This window comes from Sphingomonas sp. UBA978, assembly GCF_002292295.1.
In the GTDB taxonomy this organism is placed as follows: domain Bacteria; phylum Pseudomonadota; class Alphaproteobacteria; order Sphingomonadales; family Sphingomonadaceae; genus Sphingomonas.
The window spans coordinates 1-23,777 of sequence record NZ_DBBS01000020.1 but is presented as its reverse complement, the minus strand read 5'-3'; the positions used below and the strand labels follow the sequence as shown (position 1 = coordinate 23,777).

The following is a 23,777-nucleotide window of genomic DNA, read 5'->3' as shown; positions in this document are numbered from 1 at the left end:
AACCAAACCCTCATCCTGGAAACGCCCATGACCCGCCTCCGCTTCCTGCTCCCCACGCTTGCCTTGGCCGGCGTTTCCGCCTCCGCGTTCCTTGCCACTGCCGTATCGGGTCAGGAACAGCCCAAGCCCGCCTATCCGCCGATCGCGACCAGGACCTATATGGTCGGCGACCTGCGTATCGCCTTGCGTGAGGATACCGGCACCCTGGCGCGCCTGTCGCCCGCGGGGGAACCGACGTTCGACTTTACCCCCGGCGGGCGCGAAGCCGAACGGCAGGGTGACGGCTATGTTCACCTCGGTGACATCAACCTGCGCGTGCGTACCGCCGGCGGCGCGTGGCAGGACTATGCCTCCTCCCGCGCGCGTCGACCGATCCGCACGCTGCCGACGGCTCGCGGCACGATCTCCGCCGCCGACATCACCGCCTCGCTGGGTGGCACACCGCTGGCGGTCGAGCGGCGATGGGTCGACGCGGGCGGCAAACTCGCCTTGCGCTTCACGCTCATCAACCGCGGCGAGGCGCCGGTCGAGATCGGCGGACTCGGCCTGCCGATGGTGTTCGACAATATCCTGATCGACCGCAATCTGGAAACCGCACACACGCAGGCGAGCTTCGTCGATCCCTATATCGGCCGCGACGCCGGCTATCTTCAGGTCACGCGACTGAGCGGCAAGGGTTCGGCGCTGCTGGTGCTGCCGGAAGCCGGCTCGCCGCTCGAGGCGTATCGCCCGATCCTGCAGGACAAGGTGGCGGCCGAAGGGGATATCTTTACCGACAGATCGCCGCGCGGACAGACGTCGGAGGGGTTCTACGACTGGACGATCGCCAGCAAGGGCTTTGTCGACAAGGAGTGGAAGAACGCCGCCGAACAATGGAATGCGCCGACCAGCATCACGCTGGCCCCCGGTGCCCATCGCACCGTCGGGGTACGCTTCGTGCAGGCACCGTCGATCCGCGCGATCGAGACGACGCTGACCGCCAACAGGCGTCCGGTTGCCATCGGGTTGCCCGGCTATGTCGTACCGACTGACCAGGAAGCCAGCCTGTTTCTCAACAGTCCGAAACCGGTCAAGGCGATCGCCGTCTTTCCCGCCGCCGCGCTCAGCGTCACCGCCGCGGGCACGATCAACGGCTGGCGGCGCTACACGGTCGCGGCGCGCCAGTTCGGCCGGGCCCGCGTCTCGATTACCTATGCCGACGGCAGCGTGCAGACGGTGAGCTATTTCGTCACCAAGCCGCTTGCGCAGACGATGGCGGATATCGGCCGCTTCTCGACCACGAAGCAATTCTACGACGACCGCAGCGATCCGTTCAACCGCGCGCCCGCGATCCTCAGCTATGACCGCGACGCCGACAAGATCCTCACGCAGGAGCCGCGCGTGTGGATCGCCGGGATGAGCGACGAGGGCGGCGGCGGCGCATGGGTCGCAGCGATGATGAAGCAGCTCGACAACCCGGATGTGGGTGACGCTCGACGCCGGCAAGATCGCTTCGGCGCGCTACATGCCCGCGACCGGGCGCATCACGCTCACGCTCGACCCGGCGACCCCGGCGACGCCCGCCGCGCGGCTGCTCCTCGAAACCACGACCGCCACCGGGCGTCGCTACGCGCCCACGACCGGCACGCCCGATCGCGGCGGCTACACGATCGCGCTGCGCGGGGCGCCGATCGATCTCGAACTGACGCCGCGCTGAGGAAGCCGAGCATCGACGGAACACCCGGCTCGAATCAGCCGGCGAGATGGAGCGCGCCGACGGTCGCAAGCTGCTGATCGTCGGAGCGACGATCCGGTGCGGGTGGATCGTTCACAACGGTGCTCTGCGCGATAGCTGGCAGAAGCCGGGCGTCCTCATTCGGAGCGAACTGGCAGGCGCCCGCCGCCTCGGCGTCTCGTCACCATCATGGCCGTCAATTGCGCGTACCAGCGCCGGCAACTCGTCGACGCCGACCCGCGCCATGTGCCGCACCCGCGACTTTGCCTTGGGCAGGTCGCGAAGATGCTCGGCCGGATCGCGTTCCGCCCAGCCCTGCGGGATGGCAAAGCGGTAGATCTGGCTGACATGCTGCTTGAGGCGCCGGCTGACGTCGAGCACCCCGCGTGCCTCGACGCACCGCACCATCGCCAGCACGTCGGCAGCGGTGACCGCCTTCAGATCGATACTCCCGAGCACCGGAAAGGCATCGCGCTCAAGGCATCAACCGCCCGGCATGGCCTTTGTCCAGTGCGCTGAGCCGGTGCGTATGCCACGCCCGCGCGGCAGCGAGGCTGACCGCGGGGTAGACGCCAAAAGCGAGCAGCTTCCCCTTGCCGCCAAAGCGGTACTCAAAGCGCCACAGCTTCGAGCCGCTCGCGCGGACGAGCAGGTACAGCCTCTCGCCATCGGGAAGCTCGTAGTCCCTTGCCCGCTTCGTAACGTAGCGGGCTTCGAGTTTTTTCATGGCCATGGAGGTGCCCCGGCAGTGATGCCGGGCAGTACCCCTCAAAATACCCCCGAATGCAAACCAACGTCCTGACATCCGGAAGGTCGGGACGGGGCGAACGGAAGCGCCCTGCACCGGGGTCCGGGCGCGGAAAACGGGCACAAAAAATCGCCCCGGGTTTCCCTGAAACGGTCTGGTTGTTTGGTGTGTTGGCTGCGGGGACCCGCACGGAACGGTCTCCCATTTTCCCTGACATTGACATTTGACAGGTTCGAACCGCAGGCAGAATTTGACCGCTGTAGACTTGAGTTCTGCTGAACGAAGCAAGCCTGGCGAACAGGGTAAATAAGCCTCGTGCGGCACCTCGTCTGATCAGGAGCAACATTCTAGACTGGACCCTGCATTATACCAGGTGTTCGGGAAAATCGTGGCGCCGGGGCGGAGGTGCGATTCGCCTTGGAACCGACGTAGGTGCCGCGAGCGTGCAGATGACTATCCGCCATCGCTTCTGCCAGCGTAAGGACCGGCGTCACGCAGGCGTCAGTTCCCTCGAAGCGCGCGATCCACTCCGAGCGAGGTTTAGATCGAAACGCGTCTTCCAGCAGCTTGATTGCCTCCGCCCACCGATCCTCGTGCTGCAATGACGCCGGGCTGTCGGCTTCTACACCTAGGACGCGGATGAGCTCGGCCCAGAATTGTGGCTCGATCGCACCGACGGACATTTCGCGACCGTCGGCGCACAGATAGGTGCGGTAGTAGGGCGCGCTGCCGCCCAGCGGGTTGCGGGGACGGTCGAGCGTGATGCGGCCGGACGGGATGAGGCCTGCAAACATCGTCATCATGCTGCTGACGCCGTCGACGATGGCGGCATCCACGATCTGTCCCAGCCCGGATCGCTCGCGTTCCCAGAGGGCGGCCATGATGCCGAACGCCAGGTACAGCGACCCGCCGCCAAAGTCGCCGACCAGGTTCAGCGGCGGTATGGAGCGTTCGCCCGGCGTGCCGATGGCATCGAGCGCGCCCGTCAGCGCTATGTAGTTGATATCGTGCCCAGCGGTGCTCGCCAGCGGGCCGGTCTGACCCCAGCCCGTCATCCGACCATAGACGATCCGAGGATTGCGGGCGAGCATCACGTCCGGCCCCAGCCTCAGGCGTTCCATCACGCCAGGACGGAACCCCTCGATCACCACGTCGGCGCTATCGCACCGTGATAGCGCCTCCATGCGTCCCTCGTCGGTGCGGATGTCGAGCGTAACGATCGTCCGACCGCGGTCCATGACCGGGTTGGGCCAGCCGTTGCCGCCCTCCCTGTCGACGCGGACGACGTCTGCGCCCTGGTCCGCGAGCAGCATGGCGCAGTGCGGGCCCGGCCCGATGCTTGCGAACTCGACGACGCGAAGTCCGACGAGCGGCCCGCCGGGATCGGCCATGGTCAGTCCTCCGACGCGATGCGGATGCGGAGCCCGTCGCCAGCGTCGTGGAGGCGAAGCTGACACGAAAGACGCGAGGTCGTGGTCCGATGATCGCTGCTGTCGAGCAGATCGTCCTCGTCCGGGCTCATCGGCGGCAGGCGATCACCGCCGTTTTCGACGTAGACATGGCATGTCGCGCACGAGCAGCAGCCGCCGCAGATCGCGAGCAGCTCGTCGAAGCCTGCATCCCGGATGGCCTCCATCACAGTCGCATCCGGCGATCCCTTGATCTCGTGCTCGGCTCCGTCGCGCGTCGTCAGGGTGATGATTGGCGTCACGCGGCCTTCTCCAGCGTTCTCGCCATGAGTTCTGCTAGCCTGCCGCCGATCAGCGCCTCGGCCTCCGACACGATTCGGCCGATCAGATCCGCACAGGTCGGTACGTCGTGGATGAGCCCCTGGATCTGACCAGCCCAGATAAGGCCGGCGTCAAGATCGCCGGTTTCGAGCGCGGTCCTGCCCTTCACGAATATTATTCCGGCACCGAGAGCTGCGGCATCACGGCGCTTTCCAGCGAGGAGTGGCTGCGAAAGCCTGGATCGGTCGGCAGAGCCGTGCTGGGTGTCGTCCACATCGTCGGTACGGACGGTCACGAGCTTCCCGCAGGCGAGACCGGCGACGTATTTTTCAGCGACGGCCCGGCGTTCCGCTACCTCAACGACCCCCAGAAGACGGCCGACGCTCACGACGCGCGCGGCTGGGCGACACTCGGCGACATCGGACGGTTGGACGACGACGGCTTCCTGTTCCTGTCCGACCGGCGCAGTTTCATGATCATCTCGGGCGGCGTGAACATCTATCCGCAGGAGATCGAGAATCTTCTCGTGACTCATCCGGCCGTCGCCGACGTCGCGGTCATCGGCATCCCCTGCGACGAAATGGGCGAGATGGTGCTAGCCGTAGTACAGCCCGCACCTGGAGTTGCCGGAGACGCCCCCCTCGCTGCCGAGTTGCAGACGTTCGCCCGTCGCGAGCTGGGCGGCGTGAAGACGCCGACGGGAACGGGACCTGCGCGCCGAGGCTGTCCTGCGCTTCCTGAGGCAGCGTGGCGAGCAGCGGCGTCCAGAAGATGCCAGGTGCGATCGTCATGACGCGTATGCCGTACCGGGCGAGTTCGCGCGCGATCGGCAGGGTCATGCCCACGACCCCACCCTTCGACGCGGCATAGGCCGCCTGCCCGATCTGGCCGTCGTAGGCGGCGACGGAGGCGGTGTTGATCACCACTCCTCGCTCCTCGCCGACCGGGTCGGCGGCGTGCAGCGCGGCGGCGAACTTGGACAGTACGTTGAAGGTGCCGATGAGGTTGATCGTGACGATCTTGGAGAAGGATCCGAGCGGCAGCGGGTTGCCGTCGCGATCGATCACCTTGGCCGGAGGTCCGATGCCGGCGCAGTTGACCAGGATGCGCGCCTTGCCGTTCAGCCCTTCGGCTTCCGTTATTGCGGCCGCTACCGCGTTCTCGTCGGTGACGTCGACCTTGATGAAGTGTCCACCTACCCTCTCGGCGAGCGCAACGCCTAGATCAGCGTTCAGGTCGAAGATCGTGACCTTCGCCCCGCCGCGAGCGAGGCGCTCGACAGTTCCACCGCCCAGCCCGGAGGCCCCGCCGGTCACGATGGCTGCTGCGCCGTTCAATTCCATTGCCGTCTTTCCTTCCTAGATGCCGTCAGAGCAGTTCGATCGCGACCGCCGTCGCCTCGCCGCCGCCGATGCACAGCGCGGCCACGCCGCGCGTTGCGCCCCGCGCCTTGAGCGCAGCGGCAAGCGTCACGATAATCCTTGCGCCACTCGCACCGATGGGGTGACCCAGCGCCGTCGCGCCGCCGTTCACGTTGATCCGCTCACGCGGGATGCCGAGTTCCCGCATTGCGATCATCGCGACGACTGCGAACGCCTCGTTTACCTCGAACAGATCCACGTCCCCGACCTGCCAGCCGGCCTTTTCGAGCACCTTGCGGATGGCCGGGACCGGGGCGGTCGTGAACAGTGCGGGGGCATGCGCATGGCCGGCCGTCGCGACGATCCGCGCCAGTTTGGGGATGCCCCGTTCGTCTGCAACGCTTTCCCGGACAAGGACGAGCGCCGCAGCGCCGTCGGAGATCGAAGCAGATGTCGCGGCCGTGATCGTCCCGTCGCCGGCGAACGCCGGCCGCAGCTCGGGGACCTTTTCGGGCCTGGCGTTGCCGGGCTGCTCGTCCTCGGCCACCTCGACGACGCCTCTCCGCGTGGTGACGGAGACGGCTGCGATCTCCCCGGCGAAGGCATCGGTGGCGATCGCCTCTTGTGCTCGAGAGAGGCTCTCAAGCGCGAACGCGTCCTGCTCTTCGCGGGTGAATTGATACTGGCGCGCCGTATCCTCCGCGAAGGCCCCCATCGGCTTGCCGGGCTGGTATGCGTCCTCGAGTCCGTCCATCATCATGGAGTCGATCACGCGGTCATGGCCGATGCGAGCGCCGGACCGATGCTTCGGCAGCAGGAACGGGGCATTGGACATGCTCTCCATACCGCCGGCGACGACGATCTCGACATTCGCCGAGGCCAGGGCGTCGACCGCCATGATCGCTGCCTGCATGCCCGAGCCGCACATCTTGTTCACCGTGGTGGCCTCTACCGACTCCGGTAGTCCGGCTCGAAGGGCAGCCTGGCGAGTCGGTGCCTGACCGAGGCCTGCGGGCAGCACGCAGCCCATATAGATCCGTTCGACGTCGTCCGGCACGATACCGGCCCGTTCGACGGCTGCGCGAACGGCGACAGCGCCGAGCTCGACAGAGCTTACGCCCGACAGCGCGCCCTGGAATCCGCCCATGGGTGTGCGTGCATATCCGGCGATGATTACGGCATCGGTCATGCCGCCTGCCCCAGCCCGCGAGCGATCACCATGCGCTGAACGTCTGACGTCCCTTCGTAGATCTGGCAGACGCGGACGTCGCGATAGATCTTGGCCAGACCGAACTCCTCCAGATAGCCATAGCCGCCGAGGGTCTGGATCGCGCCCGACACGATGGCTTCGGCCGCTTCCGACGCGAACAGCTTGGCCATCGACGCCGCCTGCAGCGCCGGCTCCCCGCCGTCCTTCAGCGCTGCTGCGTGCAGCACGAGCTGACGAGACGCCTCGAGCTGCGTGGCGAGGTCCGCAAGACGGAAGCCGACCGCCTGATGCTCGATGATGGACTTGCCGAAGCTCCGGCGGTCGCGTGCATACGTCACTGCAGTTTCGAGCGCGGCTTGGGCCATGCCCACCGACTGCGCCGCGATGCCGATGCGCCCGGCCTCCAGATTCGACAGGGCGATCGAGTAGCCGCGCCCCTCCTCGCCGAGAAGGGCATCGTCCGACACGACGCAGTTCTCGAAGCGGATGCCGCAGGTATCCGACGCCGACTGCCCCAGCTTGTGTTCCACCTTGTCGACCGAATAGCCGGGCGTGTCGGTGGGTACGAGGAATGCCGATATGCCCTTCCGGCCGGCATCAGGGTCGGTGACGGCGATCACCATGACGACCGATGCGATCCGTCCCGAGGTGATGAACTGCTTGGCACCGTCGATGCGCCATCCCCCGTCGACCCTGACCGCCCGTGTTCGAATGGCCGCGGCGTCGGAACCGGCGTCCGCCTCGGTCAGCGCGAAGGCGCCGATCGCCTCCCCGGACACCAGTCTGGGTAGCCACGAATCGCGCTGGACCTGCGAGCCGTCCTTCAGCAGCCCGGTGACCATAATCGAGTTCTGGATGGAGACGATGGTCGACAGCGCACCATCCGCCGCAGCCACTTCGATCAGGGCCAGCGCATAGGAGACATAGTCCGCTCCGGCTCCGCCAGCGTCGGTCGGCGCGGTCATGCCCATCATGCCGAGGCCGCCTAGCTCGCGGAAGAGTTCGGGCGGGTAGCCCCCGGCCGCCTCGAAGCTGTGGCTCGCCGGCCGTACCGGCGTCGTTCCGGCGTTCGCGGCCTGATCCAGCGCGTTGGTCATCGCCCACCCCATTCGGGCGACCGCTTGGCGGCGAAGGCCGCGGGGCCCTCCACTGCGTCCTGGGAGGCGAGCATCGCCGTCATGGCGGGCATCGACCACTGCCGGTGGAGAAATACCTCGGTCGGTTCGTCCAGCCCCCGCAGCACGGCCTCCTTGGTCGCCCTGATAGCCATGGGACTGCAGGCGAGAATGTCCTGAGCCCAGCGCTTCGCCGCCTCCACCACGTCGTCTTCGACGACCTCGTTGACGAAACCCAGCCGCATGCCTTCCTCGGCCGTCACCCGCCGGCCGGTCAGCATCATCCCCATCGCGTGCTTCAGGCCGATGCTGCGCGGCAGCCGCTGCAGTCCGCCCGCAAGTGCCGCGAGACCGACGCGCGGTTCCGGCAGCGCGAACGAGGCACTCGCGACGGCGACTACGATGTCGCAGGCGAGCACGATCTCGAAGCCGCCGCCCATCGCGACGCCGTTGACCGCCGCGATGACCGGCTTGGTCATGTCGAAGCGGGAGGTGAGTCCGGCGAAGCCGCTCGGAGGCGTCGCCATTCCGCCGCCCGACGCCTGCTGCTTGAGGTCATGACCTGCGCAGAACGCCTTCAAGCCCGACCCCGTGATGATCGCGACCCACTGATCCGGATCGGCGGCGAACGCGTCGAACACGGCCGCCAGCTCTTCGTGCGCCTCGCGGGCTTTCGCGCGCAGTTCCGCAACAAGCACGTCGCTCGGGCCGTGAGCGTCCCGCCTGGGGTCGTGCTCGTACGGGGCTACCGTTTCGCGCACGAACGCCTCGACGCGCGCGCCGATCTCGCCGGCGCGTTCCGTCGGCGCGGGACCTGTCCCGCTCATCGCGGCGCCATGCGGATGGCACCGTCCAGCCGGATCGTCTCGCCGTTGAGCATCGGATTGGTCACGATCGACTCAACGAGCTGCGCGTACTCGTCCGGCTGGCCGAGGCGCGAAGCGCGTCGACTTCATGGATGAGCTGCCGCGGGAACCGACAGGCAAGCTGTTCAAGCGCAAGCTGCGAGACCAGTACTGCGCCTGATCGCCATGAAGCGCTGCATCCGCCGGAGGACTGCCGTTGGATGCAGCCTGTCCACGGGTCGGTGATCCTGTCGATCAGCGATGATGGCGGAGCCACTCCGAGAAATGTGCGCGGTCGCTTCGCGTCCTGTTCGCTGGATCGCCCGGATCCTCGACGCCTATAGCGACGCCGCAGAACAGCATGCGGTCGGCGGGTATGCCAAGAAAGCCTTCCATGGTCGCCGGGTACATCGCCCAGGCTTCCTGCGGACAGGTCGCCAAGCCTTCGTCGACCGCGATAAGCATCAGGTTCTGCAGGAACATGCCCAGGTCCGCCCACTGCGGCGGCCCATCCGCCGCTCGACACTGACGAAGTAGGCGGCCGGGGCGCCGAACAGCGCGAAATTCCGAGCGAACCATGTCTTACGGCGTGCTCTATCTTCCCTCGGTATGCCGATGTGCCCGTAAAGCGCCTCGCCGACAGCTCTTCTTCGCTGATCGTACAGACCGTCGAGGGCCGCAGGATAGATGTCGTAGCCGTGCACCTCGACCTCGCCCTTGGCGAGCTTCGTTGCCATTACGGACTTCAGCTCGGCAAGCGACGCGTCGGTCACGATGTCGACGTGCCATGGCTGGAGGTTCCCGCCGGAAGCCGCTCGCGCTGCTTCCACGGCGATGGACTGGAGTGTATTGGCAGCCACCGGCGTCGGCAGGAAGCCCCGCACCGAGCGCCTCGCGGCGATCGCGTCCTTCAGCTGCACTTTCTTCCTTCCTCGTCCATGATGCCCTCATCCGTCCTATCCGACCGGACCCCCGTCAACCGGTGACGAGTTCCTTGAGGGGGCGGGCGGCATCGGCGAGCAGGTCGGGTGATATCACCGCTCCGCCTGCTACTAGCGCCTTGCCCTGAACGAAGTCGCGGACGGCGTTGACGGCATCGATGGCGACGACACGTCCGCCCCGCAGGTAGACGACCGAGAAGCTGCGGGTAGCGGGATCGCCACGCACCACGGCCTTGTCATGTCCGACGGAGAGCCCGACCGTCTGAAGCCTGAGATCGTACTGGTTGGACCAGAACCATGGAACTGCATCATACCTCGCCTCGCCGCCCGCGATGTTGCGCGCGGCGGTGACGGCCTGGTCGTTGGCGTTCTGCACCGACTCGAGACGTATCCGTGCGCCGTCAGCGAACCGGTTGACGTGGGCGGCGCAGTCGCCGACCGCGTAGATGTTCGGGAGCGTCGTCCGGCAGCCCTCGTCGACGACGATCCCGTTCCCGCTCTCGGCTCCCGCGGTCACCACGGGCTCGATCGCGGGGACGATGCCGATCCCAACGATGACGACGTCGGCGGCCAGCAGCTCCCGGCATCGACACGCGTGACCTGGCGACCAAGAATCATCTCCACTCCGCGCTCGGCCCAGAACGTCGCCGGACGGATCAGCATGCGCTCGAACGTCTTCTCGCCGGCGAGGTACTCCTTCGAAAGCGGAGGCCGCTCGTACGGCAGCTCCGGTTCGGCACCGACGATGGCGATGGTTCCGGCAAACCTCTCCTGCCGAAGTGAGATGGCAGCCTGCGCGCCGGCATGACCGCCGCCGACGATCACGACGTCGTAGCGGATCGCGGTCACGGGATCAGCACCACCTTGACGCAGTCGCCCCGCTTCTGCGCGGCGACGGCCTCGTTGATCTCGGCGAGCGGGTATGTCCGGATCAGACGGTCGAACGGGAAGCGGCCGTCACGATGTGCCGCAATGAGCTCCGGGATGAACGTCTGCGGGTCGCTGTCGCCTTCCATGATGCCGATCAGACGCTGGCCGAAGGTGATCATGGCTGCGATATTGACGGGCAGCGCGTCTTCCGCGCTCGGGGGTACGCCCACCAGGCCTAGCATGCCGCGCGGTGCGAGCGCCTCGAGCACTGCCTGAATGGCGTCGACGCGGCCGCTGGTATCGAAGGCGTAATCGACGCCGTCGGCATGGATGGCACGCAGAGCGGCTGCGACCCCGTTGGCGGTGGGATCTATGACGTGCGTCGCCCCGAGCTCGATTGCGAGGTTCCGACGTGCTTCGACAGGTTCGATCAGGACGATCGTCGAGCACTCCTGGATCTTTGCCCCCATGACGGCGGCCAGACCGACCGGCCCACCGCCAACGATGGCGATGGAAGAGCCGGCCGGACAGGCCATGGACCGCATGACGCCGCCGGCCCCCGTCTGGAATCCGCAGCCGAGCGGGCCCAGGATCTCGAGCGGCGCGCCTGGATCATCGACCTTCACGACGTTGCGTGCTCGCACGATGGCGCGGGCGGCGAAGCTCGACTGGCCGAAGAAGTGGGACGAGATCGGCTCGTCGCCGCTGGAGAAGGCCTTCGATCCGTCGTCCAGCCGCATGCCGGCATAGTTCAACGGAGGGAACTCGCGACAGTAGCTCGGCAGCCCCTCGTCACAGCGTGCGCAATGGCCGCAGCTCGAGAAGCCGAGCACAACCCGGTCGCCTGGGGCGAGCCCGGTCACGCCGCCGCCGACGGCCTCGATGACACCGGCGCCTTCATGGCCTAGCACGGCCGGCAGGGGATACGGCACGAACTGGTCGCGGAACACGATGTCCGTGTGGCAGAGCCCGACCCCAGCGATGCGGACGAGAACCTCGCCATCGCGAGGTTCCCCCACGTCCACCGTCTCGATCGTGAAATCACCCTTGGCCTCCCGGGCGACCGCGGCGGTGGTCTGCATGATGTACCTCTGTCTACTGGATGGTGTGTCGCCAGCCGCTCGGCGTGTGACCGGCATACTGGCGGAAAGCGCGCGTGAAGTGGCTCTGGCTCGTGAAGCCGGTCATCTCGGCCACCTGCGCGACGGAGAGGTCCGACTGACCCAGAAGATCCCGCGCGCGGTCGAGGCGCGCCTTCATCACATACTGGTGTGGCGTCGCGCCCGTCGCGCGCTTGAAGACGCGGCAGAAGTGCGACGGGGTCAGGCCCGCCTGAGCGGAAAGGGCTTCGAGCGAATGCTCGTGTTCGGGATGGGTCTGGATATCGTTCATGATCTGATGGATGCGATAGGCGGAGAAGTCGGCGCTCGGGAACAGCGCTTCCCCGGTAGGCGCCGGACCACGAAGCGTATGCGCCTTCAGCGCGTCGAGCAGCGTGCCGATGTACGACGTCCGCTCGGGCGTCTGCTCGCCGTAGAGTTCGCTCAGTATCTGGCGTGTAAGCGCGATGCCGAGCGGATCGGCGAAGCTACTAACCGGTCCAGCAGAAGCACGCTGTTGAGACCCTCGATGTTACGCATCAGTCGCCAAGGGGCAGCGAGCGGCCCGACGCGCAGGGTTCTTTCTCGTATTAACAGGCGGGCCAAACACTGAGAATACATCAGCCTCCGGTTGCCATGCCGTACCCTGCAGTTCCGCCGGCCAAGCGATCCCCGCCCCCACCCCCGGCAGACGTGTCGAGCAAGGGAAAGAAGGCCGCCTTCAGCGGGAGCGTGGCCGAGCCGATCGCGGCCGCGTCGCCATCGATCATCGACGCGACGACCCGCGCAGACGGGCGGCGATGCCCTCGCCGGTCGGGATTGATGAAGGTAATGCGTTCGATGATCCGCCGCGCCAGTTCGTCCGGCAGGCGCCCGCCCAGCACGATCGCCTCGGGGTCGAGCGTCGCGGATATGGAGGAGGCGACCAGATCGAGCGAGGGCATGATCGCGTCGAGCCATGCGTCGACCGCGGCATGTCCGGGATCGAACCCGCCAAGCATGGCATGGAGATCGGGATAGGCACCCCCCCCATCGGCAAACGCCGTGCGCAACGCTTCCAGATTGGGCTGCTGCCAATCGGCCGGCAGGATGGAGGCGAATTCGCCCGCATTGCCGTGGCGACCGCGCAGCAACTGACCGTTGGAGACGACGCCGCCGCCGAACCCCGCGGAGAAATACAGATAGGCGAAATCGCGCGCCTCGCGGCCCTGCCCCAGCATCGCCTCGCCGATCGCCGCGACGTTGCCGTCGTTGTCGATCCACACCTTGTGACCGAAGGCCTCTGCCAGGATCGTGTCGAGCGGCAGCAACGCCCATGGATCGAGCAACCGCGGCGGATTGAGCCGTGCACCGTCGCCGATAAAATAGCCGGTGACGCCCACGCCGATGCCGATCAGCGTGGACGGGTCCCGACCGTCGGCGGCGATCGCGCCCTGCATCATCCGGTCGATCTGCGCACAGGCCGTCGGCAGGTCCGTATCGTCCAGGCGTTCGGCGCAGGCGCCCGATACGGTCCCGGCGAGGTCGAGCAGCACCAGCGACACGGCATCGGTCATCACCGACACCCCGACCGAAAAGGCGGCAGCGCCGACCAGCGATATTTTGGTCGCGGGCTTGCCGCGTCCCATTGCGACCGGCGCGCTCTCGCTGAGCAGTCCCCGCGCCAGCAAAGGTTCGACCAGCCGCGTGATCGAATGCGGCGCAAGGCCGGTCCAGCGTGCCAGGTCTGCACGGCTCGCCGGTCCGTATCGCGACAGCAGGTCGACCATCACCCGTTCGTTGGTGGTGGCCGTGCGCCGGCCGTCATCGCGCAGGAATCGGGGCGGGAATTCGCCCGCTGTGATGCCATTCATGTCGATCAGAAGCGTCGCACCGCCGGTGAAGTCAAGCGTAGCCCGGCGAGCAGGGCCGCGACGATGCACGCGACCGCGACAATCCAGGCGAACCGCGCAAAGCCATCGGGTGAGAAGGCCGGTGACCGCCCCAGTCCTCCCGCCAGCGCCAGCCCGGCCGCCCCCAGCGCCAGCTTCGACGTCATCGTGTACACGCCATAGCCGCCCGGACCGTCCGCCATCGCGGGCAGCAATGCCCAACCGACGAGGTTGGTCGCCCCCAGCGACAGGCCGAGCAGCACCAGCATGCCCGGCGCGGCACCGAACGCGAATCCGGCAGCCACCGCCGCCGCGCCGCCATAGGCGGCCGCCAGCAGCATGAGCCCACGGCGCGGCGATCCGATGCGGATCGGCAGGAACGCCGATAACGTCCGGCCGGCGATCAGCAGCAAAAGGACCGATGTGCCGCTCGCCCCGCACGGCGCCGACGCTGCATCGACCAGGTTCGAGAGGTGCTGGACGTGTCCGAGCGGCGGGTATGCCGCGTGCTCGGCCAACACCGGTCGACGCAGCGCAAGGTCCCGTGCGGGGCAGATGACGAGCAACTGCTGACGGACGATATTGTCGTGCTGGCCAGACAGTACGGGCGCTACGGCTATCGTTGGGTGACTGCGCTGTTGCATGCGGCGGGCTGGTCGGTGAACCACAAGCGGGTGGAACGGATCTGGCGGCGCGAAGGGCTGAAGGTGCCGCAGAAGCAGCCAAAACGCGGGCGGCTGTGGTTTGAATGACGGTTCGTGCATCAGGCTGCGACCGGAGTATCCGGGTCATGTATGGGCATACGACTTCGTCGAGGGGCGCACCCACGACGGGCACAAGTTGCGCATCCTCACCCTCATCGACGAGGCCAGCCGAGAGTGCCTGGCGCTGGTGGTTGCGCGCTGGCTCAACCATGAGGATGTGCTGGCGGCACTTGCCGAGCTGTTTATCGAGCGGGGCCCGCCAGCCCATATCAGGTCTGATAACGGCAGCGAATTCATCGCCACCGCGGTCCAGACCTGGCTCGGGTAGATGGGCGTGAAAACGCTCTACATCACGCCAGGCTCGCCATGGGAAAACGGCTACAACGAGAGTTTTAACGGCTCCCTGCGCGACGAACTGCTCAATGGCGAGATCTTCTACAGCCTCGCCGAGGCCAAGGGTCCTGATCGAGGCATGGCGGACCGACTACGACACCGTGCGTCCGCACAGCAGCCTGGGCGGGTTGGCACCCACTGATTTTACGAACCGCCCCCGCCAGGGGCATATGGACACCGAAGCTAAATTATCAGCGGCCTGAAAACGGGGAGCAGGTCAGAGGGGGCAAAGATACCCACGAAAATACCCCCAAAGGCAAATCGACGTTCTGGCATCCAGAGGTGTCGCCTCGGACGCGATGAGAGACCCTGACCGAGGGCTAATGTGTAGAAAAAAGGCAAAAAAACCGCCGCGGGATGTCCGGGGCGGTTGTGGCATTGTGATGTTTGGTTGCGGGGACAGGATACCACCGAGACCGACAATCAATCACAGCGTGGATCTAAGCCATGTTTCGTTCGGTGTGTAACGGCTTACGACCTGCTTCTTATGAATTTGGAACAGCCTCGATAGGAATGCTTACCAGATCTCCTGCCCTGTCGGTCGATCGTAGTGCACTGCCTCCGGGAATGCCTACATCGTCAGTTGCGTGAGGAGGACATCGAGCACCATTGGACGCAGGCAATCTCCTTGCCTCGCCTTTGTACCGGAGCCGCCTCCGCGACGCGCCTCCATTCAAGAGGATCGATAAGCTTGATCCACCTACCGTAGTCAGTCATCGAACCTGATCCGTTATCGGTCAGCAGTCTGATCCATCTGATCCATCACGATCACCGGCGCTGCCGTTCCCGCCTGCCGCTCGAACAGGCGGCGATAATGCCCGTCGCCTGTTCCAAGGAGAGCGTCGTGCGTGCCGTCCTCGACGATCCGTCCCCCGAGAAGACGAGGATCCAATCGAGCGCACGCACCGTCGACAACCGGTGCGCAATGACGATCGCGGTGCGGTTCACCATCAGCCGCTCCATCGCCTGCTGGATCGCCCCCTCGGACTCGGGAATCGAGACTGGAGGTCGCCTCGTCGAGGATCAGGATCGGTGCGTCGGCCAGGAAGGCGCGCGCAATGGCGACACGCTGGCGCTCACCACCTGACAGCTTCACCCTGCGCTCGCCGACCCGAGTGCGATTTCCCTTGGGCAGCGCCACGATGAAGTCGTGCGCGTTGGCGAGCCGCGCCTCCTCCTCGATCTCCGTCTGGGTTGCGTCCGCGCTCCCATAACCGATGTTCTCGGCGAGCGTGCGGTGGAACAGCACCGGCTCCTGCGGCACGATAGCGACCTGCCGCCGCAGCGATGCCTGCGTCGCGTGCCCCACGTCCTGACTATCGATCGTCACCCGGCCGGCGTCCACGTCGTACAGCCGCTGGACCAGCTTCACGAAGCTGGTCTTTCCCGGTCCCGATGGTCCGACCAGCCCGATGCGCTGCCCGGCGGGAATGGTGACCGATAGAGCCCGACGATGTCGCGCACCTTCGACGAACAAGGGTCGCTCGACAGCTTGAACGTCTCCGAGCGATGCGGCTGCAACCCGAACGCCGTCCAGATGCGTCGGATCGTGGTATGGGAGAAGCCGGTGACGCCCGCCATCGAGCGGATCGGCCAGTGGGTCGCATCGGCAGGCGTCGAGCGCAGCGTCCGCTCGATCAAAGCGGCAGCCTGATCGTCTTCGATCGTACGCGACCGGCCGGGTCGAGCCTCGTCCAGAAGTCCTTCGACACGCTCGTTCGGGAATCGCCGCCGCCACTTGCCAACGGTATACTCATGTACGCCCAGCCCGGCGGCAACGACCTTGCTCGGGGTGCCGTCCGCACAGCGCAGGATGATCCGCACCGCTCGAACATCGAGCGAGCCACCCGACGTCGGCGGACCTGCCGCTCCAGATACTCACGTTCCTCCGGTTCAAGAACCAGAGGAGCCGTCCGCCGACCACGCCCATCCGCCATGCCGCGCCCCTGTCCAGAACGCACATCTTACAATGACGCTTACTTCAGTTCCAGATGACTAGAACGACGTCCAGTTGTCGTCCGTGCGCGCCACCGCCCGGATGGCGGCCGGCAGCGGCCTGATCGGCGCGGTGTACGCCGCCGGCGTCGCATAGTCGGGTCTGCGCGCCGGTGCGGAACGACCATCGTTGCCGACCTTGAACCGTCCCGTCTGTTCGGCGAGGCTGCCCACTTCGCTGGCCAAGTTGCGCGCAGCCGCCGATGTCTCCTCGACCATCGCCGCGTTCTGCTGCGTCGACTGGTCCATCGTCCCGATCGCCGACGAGATCTGCGTGATCGCCGCCGACTGCGCCTGGTTGTCCGCCGCCATCGTCGACAGCAGGTCGTGCACCTGCGCGACATCGCCCGATATCGCGGCAAGCGCGCCATCAACCTCGGTTACGGCATGTACCGCAGTGATGATTTCGGCCTGCGTGACGGTAAGCTGGTCACGGGCGCGCTTGGCCTCTTCCTCCGCCCGCATCGCCAGTGCCGACACAAGGTCGGCGACGACCGCGAAACCCCGACCCGCATCGCCGGCCCGCCCGGCCTCGACGGCTGCGTTCATGGCCAGCACGCGGGTCTGGAACGCGATCTTGTCCATTCCCTCGATGACGTTGTCTATGCCCTTTGCACTTCCCGACACCCGTTCCATCGCCTGCACCGCTTCGTCCGCCACGGCGCGACCGGCGCCCACCGTCGTACCCGCCTGATCGGCGCATTCCACCGTTCGGCCAGCCGCGACTGCCGATGCCTTGAGCCGGCCATCCATCTGTGCCAGCGCCGCAGCGGTTTCCTCCAGCGAGGCCGCGTTGCTCTCGGTACGGCGCGCAAAATCCTCGGATGCCTGTGCGATCTGGTTCGACCCCGTGTTGATCACGATGGCGCTGTCCGAGACCGATCCGATCATTTCACGCAGATTGTGCAAGGCCGTATTGAGACTTGTCTTCAGCGTGGTCATGCTTTCGGGAAAATCGTCGCCGAGCGATGCGGTCAGGTCGCCGGCCGCAAGGCGTTTCGTGATCTCGACGATCTGTTCGACCGATCGCTGCTGTTCGTGCTGAAGCAACCGGGCTTCATGGATGTCCACCAGCGAGCCGCAAGCCCGGCGCCCCCGGCCGTTCTTGTCCAGCAAGACGCTTCCGGTTGCATGGAACCAGCGATACGTACCGTTTTTCATCTTCATGCGGTACGTCGTGTCATAGCGCGACCCTGAGGCAGCAGCCGCGCCAAATATCGCAAATGCGTGTTCGGCGTCGTCCGGATGTAGACGATCCGACCAGGATTGAGCGACGTTGGGGAAATCGACCTCCGTTTCAAACCCCAACAGGCGGCGGAACTCGGCCGACCATATCCAGCGCGCCTCTGGGTGCAGGGAATCGCCCTCATGGAATACGGCGTCCCACAGACCCACCCCACAGGACGACGCCAACATATCAAGCCATTCCAGGGATCCTTGTCGTTCTTTTCCAATTACATATAACATGCGGATCATCTCGGCCAGGGTTGCGTTCCCATATTGTAGAAACGATCCGGCCATTCCGGTTATGTTGCCGGCTTATTTTGATAGGGCGATCCCCTAGCATTACAGTTGCGTTTTTGAGCGGATATGTGCGCGTCGTGCGGCAGCTTGACGGGCGCGTCGCCAGCATGACCATGCGATGACGTGGCGGGATTAGATACGGCGCTGAGCCAGTCTGATGGTGACGCGGCGAATTTCCTGCACGGACCAGCGGATCAGGTCTGTGATCTCGTCCGGGTTCTTTTTGAGGACGTGGCATTGGCGCGGGTGCGGATCGCCGCCAGCATCGCGAAGCTGTCCTCGATTGCCCAGCGATGCCCCTTGATGTCAATGAGGGTTTCGATGATCGTACCGGCCGGACGCCAGGTGGTGAAGAAGGCGAGGTCATCATCGGCGATGTGGCGGCGGATCAGCAGTCCTCTGGTCCATGTGCCGGACGCGCCGTCGGCGTATTCGTCGGCCTCGAGATCGGCGAGTTCGAAATAGGCCCAGTCATGGAATCGTTCGCCTTTGGTGCCTTGGCCGGCCGACAGGCGATGTTCAAGATCCTGATCCTGGCAGCGCAGAACACGGTGCGCGATGCGCGCATGGCGTTCCTGATCCGCGACCGACAGCGCTGGCTGCGGTTTCCGGGCTTCGATCCGGGCGCACCGACGCCGGATGAGAACACGATCCGGCTGTTCCACGAGAAGCTGACGCGCGCCGGGGCGATCGATACGCTGTTCGCCGCCGTTGACCGATCCTTGCGCGAGCATGGGTACTTGCCCCTTTCGACTTCGCTCAGGACTGGGATAGGAGGGCAAATCGTCGACGCCACGCTGGTGGCCCCGCCCAAACAGCGCAATACCGCGGCCGAGAGGCAAGCGATCAAGGCCGGCAGAACCGCGGCGGAGATCTGGCCGAACGAGCCGGCTAGGGCGGCGCAGAAGGATACCGATGCGCGCTGGACGCTGAAGTTCGCCAAGGCGCCCATGTTGCCCGACGGCAGGCCGGGGATCGACATCGCCATTCCCGGCTTCGGGTATGAAAGCAGCATCGCGATCTGCCGGCGCTACGGCTTCATCCGACGCGGCAAAGTCACCGATGGTGCGCGCTTCGACGGGCGCATGCTGCGCGACGTGGTCACCCGCGACAACACCGCCTCCGATGTCTGGGCGGATACGGCGTACGCAGCCGCGCCAACGAAGCCTGGCTGAAATCGCTGGGCCGGGTCAGTCGCATCCACCGCAAGAAACCCAGGGGCAAGCCGATGTCGCCGCGCACCGCCGGTGCCAACGCGAAACGCTCCGCCGTGCGGGCCCGCATCGAGCACGTCTTTGCCCGCCAGAAGGAGCAGATGGGGCTGTTCATCCGCACCATCGGCATCGCTTGCGCCGAGATAAAGGCCGGCCTCGCGAACCTGGTCTACGACATCGACCGCCGGATCTTTCCACGAACGACGCGCCGCCATGGGATAGCTGCGCCTGGCGAACAGGTTTCGGTCATGCCCCCCAAGAACGGCCTGATCAGCCCGCCAATGGCACCCGCAGCGGCTCCCTCATGCCATTATCAGCGCCCTGATACACGTTGATGGGTATGCCCAGATGTCTGGAACACTGCCGACATCGATAAGGTTTCCGAAACGTTCAGGGCCCTCGAGATGAGCGTTCTGAACTTTATCGACACGTTGCACGGCGAGCATTGAACAGAAAACAGCTTTCGACACCGTGGCCGGCTTGTAAAAGCCGATGTCGTCAATGTCGGGATAGGTCAGTTCGCGGAAAATCACATCACGCCCGGCAACGATCATCGCATCGGTAATCTGTCCCACGGCCGGGCTTGGCTTTTCCGGCATCTGGTACTTTTTACGCAAGGTATATAATCACCGAACGGAAAGCCATACCACATGAGGGGTATTTTCCTACGTTCTCGATTGCGCTTACTGTCGATGATATCAGACAATGCAAATCTATATAATATTTCACTTAACGATAAGCTGTGCAAGTAAAGCATGTCATGATTAATAATTACGGTATTGCAGAATATTTTTCCAGGCATGCAAAAGTATAAAACTTCCGACTATCCACGCACGCTATATAACAAGGGAACTGGCCAGTGACATCGATTCCCAACTCCGCTGAAGTGGTTATCATCGGCGGCGGTATCGCGGGTTGCTCGATTGCCTATCACCTCGCCAAACTCGGCGTATCCGATGTGGTGTTGCTCGAACGCAAGCAATTGACCTGCGGGACCACATGGCATGCGGCGGGACTGGTGACGCAGTTGCGCGCGAACCGGCGGATGACCGAACTCGCTTACTACACGGGCAAGCTGTTCGGCACGCTGGAGGAGGAAACCGGCATGGCGACCGGCTATGTCCAGCGCGGCTCGCTGCGCCTCGCCAAGACGGCCGCGCGCTACGAGGAACTCGCGCGCGGCGCGTCGATGGGGCGCAATTTCGGGCTGCCGGTCCAGCCCGTGACGCCGGGCGAGATCAAGGAGCGCTGGTCGCCGGTCAACGTCGACGACATCGTCGGCGGATTCTGGTTCCCCGACGACGGCCAGGTCAACCCGATCGACGTGACGATGGCCTATGCCAAGGGCGCCCGCATGGGCGGCGCGAAGATCATCGAGCAATGCCTGGTCGAGAACATCATCGTCGAGGGCGGCAAGGCGGTCGGCGTCATGACGGCGCAGGGCGAGATCCGCGCCAGGAAGGTCGTCATCACCGGCGGCATGTGGTCGCGCGATCTCGCCGCGCAGATCGGTGTCAGCCTGCCGCTGCATGCCGCCGAGCATTTCTACATCGTGACCGAGAATATCCCCGAACTGCCGCGCGACCTGCCGGTGATGTTCGTCGGCGACGAACATGCCTATTACAAGGAGGATGCCGGAAAGCTGCTGCTCGGCTGCTTCGAACCAAAGGCCAAGCCATGGGGCATGAACGGCATCTCGCCCGATTTCTGCTTCGATACGCTGCCCGAGGATTTCGATCATTTCGAACCGATCCTCGAAATGGCGATCAACCGCGTGCCGCTGCTGGCCGATGCCGGCATCCAGCTGTTCTTCAACGGCCCGGAAAGCTTCACCCCGGACGACCGCTACCTGCTGGGCGAAACGCCGGAGGTGAAGGGGCTGTTCACCGCCTGCGGATTCAACTCGGTCGGCATCCTGTCGTCGGGCGGGGTCGGCAAGGTGCTGGCGGACTGGATCGTCGACGGGATGCCGCCGGTCGAGCTGGTCGATGTCGACGTGCGCCGCACCGTGTCGTTCCAGACCAACCGGAAATACCTGCATGATCGCACCGTCGAAACGGTGGGCGCGATGTACAACATGCACTGGCCCAACCTGCAGTTCGAAACCGCGCGCAACGTGCGGCGCAGCCCGTTCCACGACCGCCTGATCGCCGGCGGCGCGTGGATGACCGAGATGAACGGCTTCGAGCGCCCGGGCTTCTTCGCCGAACCCGGCACCACGCCCGTCGCGGAATATTCCTATTGCCGGCCCAGCTGGTTCGGGCGCACCGCCCTGGAATGCGCGAACGTCGCCGAGAACGTCTCGGTCTTCGATCTCAGCTGCTATGTGAAATATCTGATCGAGGGCCGCGATGCGCTGAAGGTGCTCAACACGGTCTGCGCGAACCAGGTCGACGTGCCGGTCGGCAAGCTGGTCTATACCCAGTGGCTGAACCACCGCGGCGGGATCGAGGCGGACGTCACCATCACCCGCCTGTCCGAAACGTCGTTCATGATCGTCAGCATCGCCGCCTCGCAGCGTCGCGACATGGCGTGGCTGAAACGGCATATTCCGGACGATGCGCATGCCTTCGTGGTGGACGTGACGTCCGGGATGCCGATGCTGGCGGTGATGGGGCCGAAGGCGCGCGCGCTGCTTCAGGCCGTATCGCCGGCGGATTTCTCGAACGCGGCGTTCCCGTTCGGCACCAGCCGCGAGATCGATCTGGGCTATGCGAAGGTCCGCGCGAGCCGGGTCACCTTCGTCGGCGAGCTGGGGTGGGAATTGTACATGCCCGCCGAGTTCGCCCAGCATGTCTGGGACGTGCTGGTCGAGGCCGGCGCGGCGTTCGGGCTGGGCAATGCCGGTTTCTTCGCGCTGAATTCGCTGCGCATGGAAAAGGGCTATCGCCACTGGAGCCATGACGTCGGCGAGGAGGATACGCCGCTGGAGGGCGGCCTGGGCTTCGCGGTCGCGATGGACAAGCCCGGCGGCTTCATCGGCCGCGACGCGCTGCTCCGGCAGAAGGCGGCGGGCAAGCTGACCAGGCGACTGGTCCAGTTGCGGCTGAAGGATGCCGACGGCCCGTTCATGTACCATAACGAACCGGTCCGGATCGGTGACCGGATCGTCGGCCAGGTGACGTCGGGCGCCTATGGTCACCGCCTCGGGGCGTCGCTGGGGATGGCGTTCATCGAACACGAGGCCGGCGTCGATCAGGCGTTCCTCGACGCGCATGACTTCGAGGTCGAGATCGCATGGCAACGCCATGCGGTGCAGGCGCAGTTGCGCCCCTGGTACGACCCGGCCGGACTTCGCATCAAGGCCTGAGCCCCCGTTTCCCTGCCCATTTCCGTGCCAGCCGGCACCGTGCGAGGACGATATGCGCGTACTGATACCCGTCAAGCGAGTGATCGACTATAATGTGAAACCGCGGGTCCGGGCGGACGGCAGCGGCATCGACCTCGCCAACGTCAAGATGAGCATGAATCCGTTCGACGAGATCGCCGTCGAGGAAGCCATCCGGCTGAAGGAGCGGGGCATCGCCAGCGAGATCGTCGTGGTATCGATCGGGCCGGCGCGGGCGCAGGATACGCTGCGGACCGCGCTGGCGATGGGCGCCGATACCGCGGTGCTGGTCGAAACCGACGTCGAGGTCGAGCCGCTGGCGGTCGCCAAGATCCTGAAGGGCGTCGCCGACGAGGTGCAGCCCGGGCTCGTGATCCTCGGCCGGCAGGCGATCGACGGCGACAACGGCCAGACCGGGCAGATGCTCGCCGCGCTGATGGGCTGGGCGCAGGGCACGTTCGCCAGCCGGATCGAGGTGGCCGGCGACACGCTGACCGTCACCCGCGAGGTCGACGGCGGGTCCGAGACGATCGCGCTGACGCTGCCGGCGATCGTGACCACCGACCTGCGCCTGAACGAGCCGCGCTATGCGTCGCTGCCCAACATCATGAAGGCCAAGTCCAAGCCGCTCGCGCAGAAGACGCCTGCCGATTATGGTGTGGATATCGGCGCACGGCTAGAGACGTTGAAGGTGGTCGAACCGCCCAAGCGGACCGCTGGCGTCAAGGTCGCCGATGTCGATGAACTGGTTGCCAAGCTCAAGGCCATGGGAGTTGCCGCATGAAGACGCTTGTATGGGTTGAACATGAGGGCGGCGCGGTCAAGGACGCGACGCTTTCGGCCATCCCCGCCGCTGCCAAGCTCGGCGAAGTGCATCTGCTGGTCGCTGGCGAAGGCGTCGATGGCGTTGCCGCTGCCGCTGCGCAGATTGCGGGCGTGGGCAAGGTGCATGTCGCTGACGATGCGGCCTATGGCCATGCGCTCGCCGAGAATATCGCGCCGCTGGTCGTCGAACTGATGGGGCATCACGACGCCTTCGTCGCGCCGTCGACCACGACCGGCAAGAACGTCGCGCCGCGCGTCGCCGCGTTGCTCGACGTGATGCAGATCAGCG

General features: G+C 65.5%; 20 protein-coding genes and 9 pseudogenes. 8 read left to right on the top strand and 21 right to left on the bottom strand.

Annotated elements, in window-relative coordinates:
• Nucleotides 1-27 precede the first annotated feature (27 nt).
• A complete protein-coding gene (locus B2515_RS12775; protein WP_293876867.1) occupies nt 28-1,773 on the top strand; it encodes a DUF5695 domain-containing protein in 1,746 nt (581 codons plus the stop codon).
• Nucleotides 1,774-1,807: 34 nt separating this feature from the next.
• Here B2515_RS12775 and B2515_RS12770 read toward each other — a convergent pair whose 3' ends face one another.
• The 5 genes and pseudogenes from B2515_RS12770 to B2515_RS12750 all read right to left on the bottom strand — a co-directional run.
• On the bottom strand, nt 1,808-2,173 hold the full coding sequence (locus B2515_RS12770; RefSeq protein ID WP_293876866.1) for a phage integrase central domain-containing protein: 366 nt from the start codon (nt 2,171-2,173) through the stop codon (nt 1,808-1,810).
• 16 nt (nt 2,174-2,189) lie between these two features.
• Nucleotides 2,190-2,441 carry an Arm DNA-binding domain-containing protein gene (locus B2515_RS12765; RefSeq protein ID WP_293876864.1) on the bottom strand — a complete coding sequence of 84 codons (252 nt, stop codon included), beginning with the start codon at nt 2,439-2,441 and terminating at the stop codon, nt 2,190-2,192.
• Nucleotides 2,442-2,809: 368 nt separating this feature from the next.
• Nucleotides 2,810-3,853: a CaiB/BaiF CoA transferase family protein gene (locus B2515_RS12760; RefSeq protein ID WP_293876862.1), complete on the bottom strand. Its 1,044-nt coding sequence runs from the start codon at nt 3,851-3,853 to the stop codon at nt 2,810-2,812.
• A 2-nt stretch (nt 3,854-3,855) separates the two neighbouring features.
• Nucleotides 3,856-4,173, bottom strand: a complete 318-nt coding sequence (locus B2515_RS12755) for a 2Fe-2S iron-sulfur cluster-binding protein (protein ID WP_414711397.1) — start codon at nt 4,171-4,173, stop codon at nt 3,856-3,858.
• A pseudogene (locus B2515_RS12750) lies at nt 4,170-4,358 on the bottom strand (nitronate monooxygenase); the annotation flags it as partial. The pseudogene B2515_RS12750 and the gene B2515_RS12755, both read right to left, overlap by 4 nt.
• Nucleotides 4,359-4,664: 306 nt before the next feature.
• Here B2515_RS12750 and B2515_RS17315 point away from each other — a divergent pair.
• Nucleotides 4,665-4,832, top strand: a pseudogene (locus tag B2515_RS17315) (AMP-binding enzyme); the annotation flags it as partial.
• On the opposite strand, the gene B2515_RS12740 reads toward B2515_RS17315, so the two are convergent.
• The 11 genes and pseudogenes from B2515_RS12740 to B2515_RS12690 all read right to left on the bottom strand — a co-directional run bounded on the left by B2515_RS12740 (nt 4,750) and on the right by B2515_RS12690 (nt 13,918).
• Nucleotides 4,750-5,535: an SDR family NAD(P)-dependent oxidoreductase gene (locus B2515_RS12740; RefSeq protein WP_293876860.1), complete on the bottom strand. Its 786-nt coding sequence runs from the start codon at nt 5,533-5,535 to the stop codon at nt 4,750-4,752. The pseudogene B2515_RS17315 and the gene B2515_RS12740 overlap by 83 nt on opposite strands.
• Nucleotides 5,536-5,560: 25 nt before the next feature.
• Nucleotides 5,561-6,742, bottom strand: coding sequence for a thiolase family protein (locus B2515_RS12735; protein ID WP_293876858.1), 1,182 nt, complete (start codon nt 6,740-6,742; stop codon nt 5,561-5,563).
• Nucleotides 6,739-7,860: an acyl-CoA dehydrogenase family protein gene (locus B2515_RS12730; protein WP_414711396.1), complete on the bottom strand. Its 1,122-nt coding sequence runs from the start codon at nt 7,858-7,860 to the stop codon at nt 6,739-6,741. Before B2515_RS12730 ends, B2515_RS12735 begins: the two co-directional genes overlap by 4 nt.
• Nucleotides 7,857-8,705, bottom strand: coding sequence for an enoyl-CoA hydratase-related protein (locus tag B2515_RS12725; protein ID WP_293876854.1), 849 nt, complete (start codon nt 8,703-8,705; stop codon nt 7,857-7,859). The genes B2515_RS12730 and B2515_RS12725 overlap by 4 nt, the downstream gene beginning before the upstream one ends.
• A pseudogene (locus tag B2515_RS12720) lies at nt 8,702-8,818 on the bottom strand (3-hydroxyacyl-CoA dehydrogenase); the annotation flags it as partial. The gene B2515_RS12725 and the pseudogene B2515_RS12720, both read right to left, overlap by 4 nt.
• A gap of 160 nt (nt 8,819-8,978) precedes the next feature.
• Nucleotides 8,979-9,583, bottom strand: a pseudogene (locus B2515_RS12715) (nitroreductase).
• Nucleotides 9,584-9,698: 115 nt separating this feature from the next.
• Nucleotides 9,699-10,504 (bottom strand): annotated as a pseudogene (locus B2515_RS12710) (NAD(P)/FAD-dependent oxidoreductase).
• Nucleotides 10,505-10,509: 5 nt separating this feature from the next.
• Nucleotides 10,510-11,616 carry an NAD(P)-dependent alcohol dehydrogenase gene (locus tag B2515_RS12705; RefSeq protein ID WP_293876852.1) on the bottom strand — a complete coding sequence of 369 codons (1,107 nt, stop codon included), beginning with the start codon at nt 11,614-11,616 and terminating at the stop codon, nt 10,510-10,512.
• Between the two features lie 13 nt (nt 11,617-11,629).
• Complete coding sequence (locus B2515_RS12700) at nt 11,630-11,926, bottom strand: helix-turn-helix domain-containing protein (RefSeq protein WP_293876851.1); 297 nt, start codon at nt 11,924-11,926, stop codon at nt 11,630-11,632.
• Between the two features lie 328 nt (nt 11,927-12,254).
• On the bottom strand, nt 12,255-13,487 hold the full coding sequence (locus B2515_RS12695) for an ROK family protein (protein ID WP_293876849.1): 1,233 nt from the start codon (nt 13,485-13,487) through the stop codon (nt 12,255-12,257).
• A gap of 5 nt (nt 13,488-13,492) precedes the next feature.
• A complete protein-coding gene (locus B2515_RS12690) occupies nt 13,493-13,918 on the bottom strand; it encodes a hypothetical protein (RefSeq protein WP_293876847.1) in 426 nt (141 codons plus the stop codon).
• Between the two features lie 21 nt (nt 13,919-13,939).
• On the opposite strand from B2515_RS12690, the pseudogene B2515_RS12685 reads away from it, so the two are divergent.
• Nucleotides 13,940-14,805 (top strand): annotated as a pseudogene (locus B2515_RS12685) (IS3 family transposase); the annotation flags it as partial.
• A gap of 527 nt (nt 14,806-15,332) precedes the next feature.
• Here B2515_RS12685 and B2515_RS12680 read toward each other — a convergent pair.
• From B2515_RS12680 to B2515_RS12665, 4 genes and pseudogenes are all read right to left on the bottom strand, one after another.
• Nucleotides 15,333-16,079 carry an ATP-binding cassette domain-containing protein gene (locus B2515_RS12680; RefSeq protein WP_293876845.1) on the bottom strand — a complete coding sequence of 249 codons (747 nt, stop codon included), beginning with the start codon at nt 16,077-16,079 and terminating at the stop codon, nt 15,333-15,335.
• Nucleotides 16,034-16,539 (bottom strand): annotated as a pseudogene (locus B2515_RS12675) (helix-turn-helix domain-containing protein); the annotation flags it as partial. The gene B2515_RS12680 and the pseudogene B2515_RS12675, both read right to left, overlap by 46 nt.
• 58 nt (nt 16,540-16,597) lie before the next feature.
• Nucleotides 16,598-18,118, bottom strand: a complete 1,521-nt coding sequence (locus B2515_RS12670; RefSeq protein WP_293876843.1) for a methyl-accepting chemotaxis protein — start codon at nt 18,116-18,118, stop codon at nt 16,598-16,600.
• A 197-nt stretch (nt 18,119-18,315) separates the two neighbouring features.
• A pseudogene (locus tag B2515_RS12665) lies at nt 18,316-18,636 on the bottom strand (IS701 family transposase); the annotation flags it as partial.
• On the opposite strand from B2515_RS12665, the gene B2515_RS12660 reads away from it, so the two are divergent.
• On the top strand, nt 18,595-19,296 hold the full coding sequence (locus tag B2515_RS12660) for a transposase (protein WP_349676249.1): 702 nt from the start codon (nt 18,595-18,597) through the stop codon (nt 19,294-19,296). The pseudogene B2515_RS12665 and the gene B2515_RS12660 sit on opposite strands and share 42 nt — an antisense overlap.
• Before the next feature lie 53 nt (nt 19,297-19,349).
• Nucleotides 19,350-19,670 carry a hypothetical protein gene (locus tag B2515_RS12655; protein ID WP_293876839.1) on the top strand — a complete coding sequence of 107 codons (321 nt, stop codon included), beginning with the start codon at nt 19,350-19,352 and terminating at the stop codon, nt 19,668-19,670.
• Here the strand turns inward: B2515_RS12655 and B2515_RS12650 are convergent.
• Complete coding sequence (locus B2515_RS12650) at nt 19,638-19,952, bottom strand: hypothetical protein (protein WP_293876837.1); 315 nt, start codon at nt 19,950-19,952, stop codon at nt 19,638-19,640. The genes B2515_RS12655 and B2515_RS12650 overlap by 33 nt on opposite strands.
• Before the next feature lie 269 nt (nt 19,953-20,221).
• Here B2515_RS12650 and B2515_RS12645 point away from each other — a divergent pair, with 269 nt between their 5' ends.
• The 3 genes and pseudogenes from B2515_RS12645 to B2515_RS12635 all read left to right on the top strand — a co-directional run.
• Nucleotides 20,222-22,645 (top strand): GcvT family protein, encoded by a 2,424-nt coding sequence (locus B2515_RS12645; protein WP_293876835.1) that lies wholly within the window; start codon nt 20,222-20,224, stop codon nt 22,643-22,645.
• A 52-nt stretch (nt 22,646-22,697) separates the two neighbouring features.
• Nucleotides 22,698-23,447 (top strand): electron transfer flavoprotein subunit beta/FixA family protein, encoded by a 750-nt coding sequence (locus B2515_RS12640; RefSeq protein ID WP_293876833.1) that lies wholly within the window; start codon nt 22,698-22,700, stop codon nt 23,445-23,447.
• Nucleotides 23,444-23,777: pseudogene (locus B2515_RS12635) on the top strand (electron transfer flavoprotein subunit alpha/FixB family protein); the annotation flags it as partial. The gene B2515_RS12640 and the pseudogene B2515_RS12635, both read left to right, overlap by 4 nt.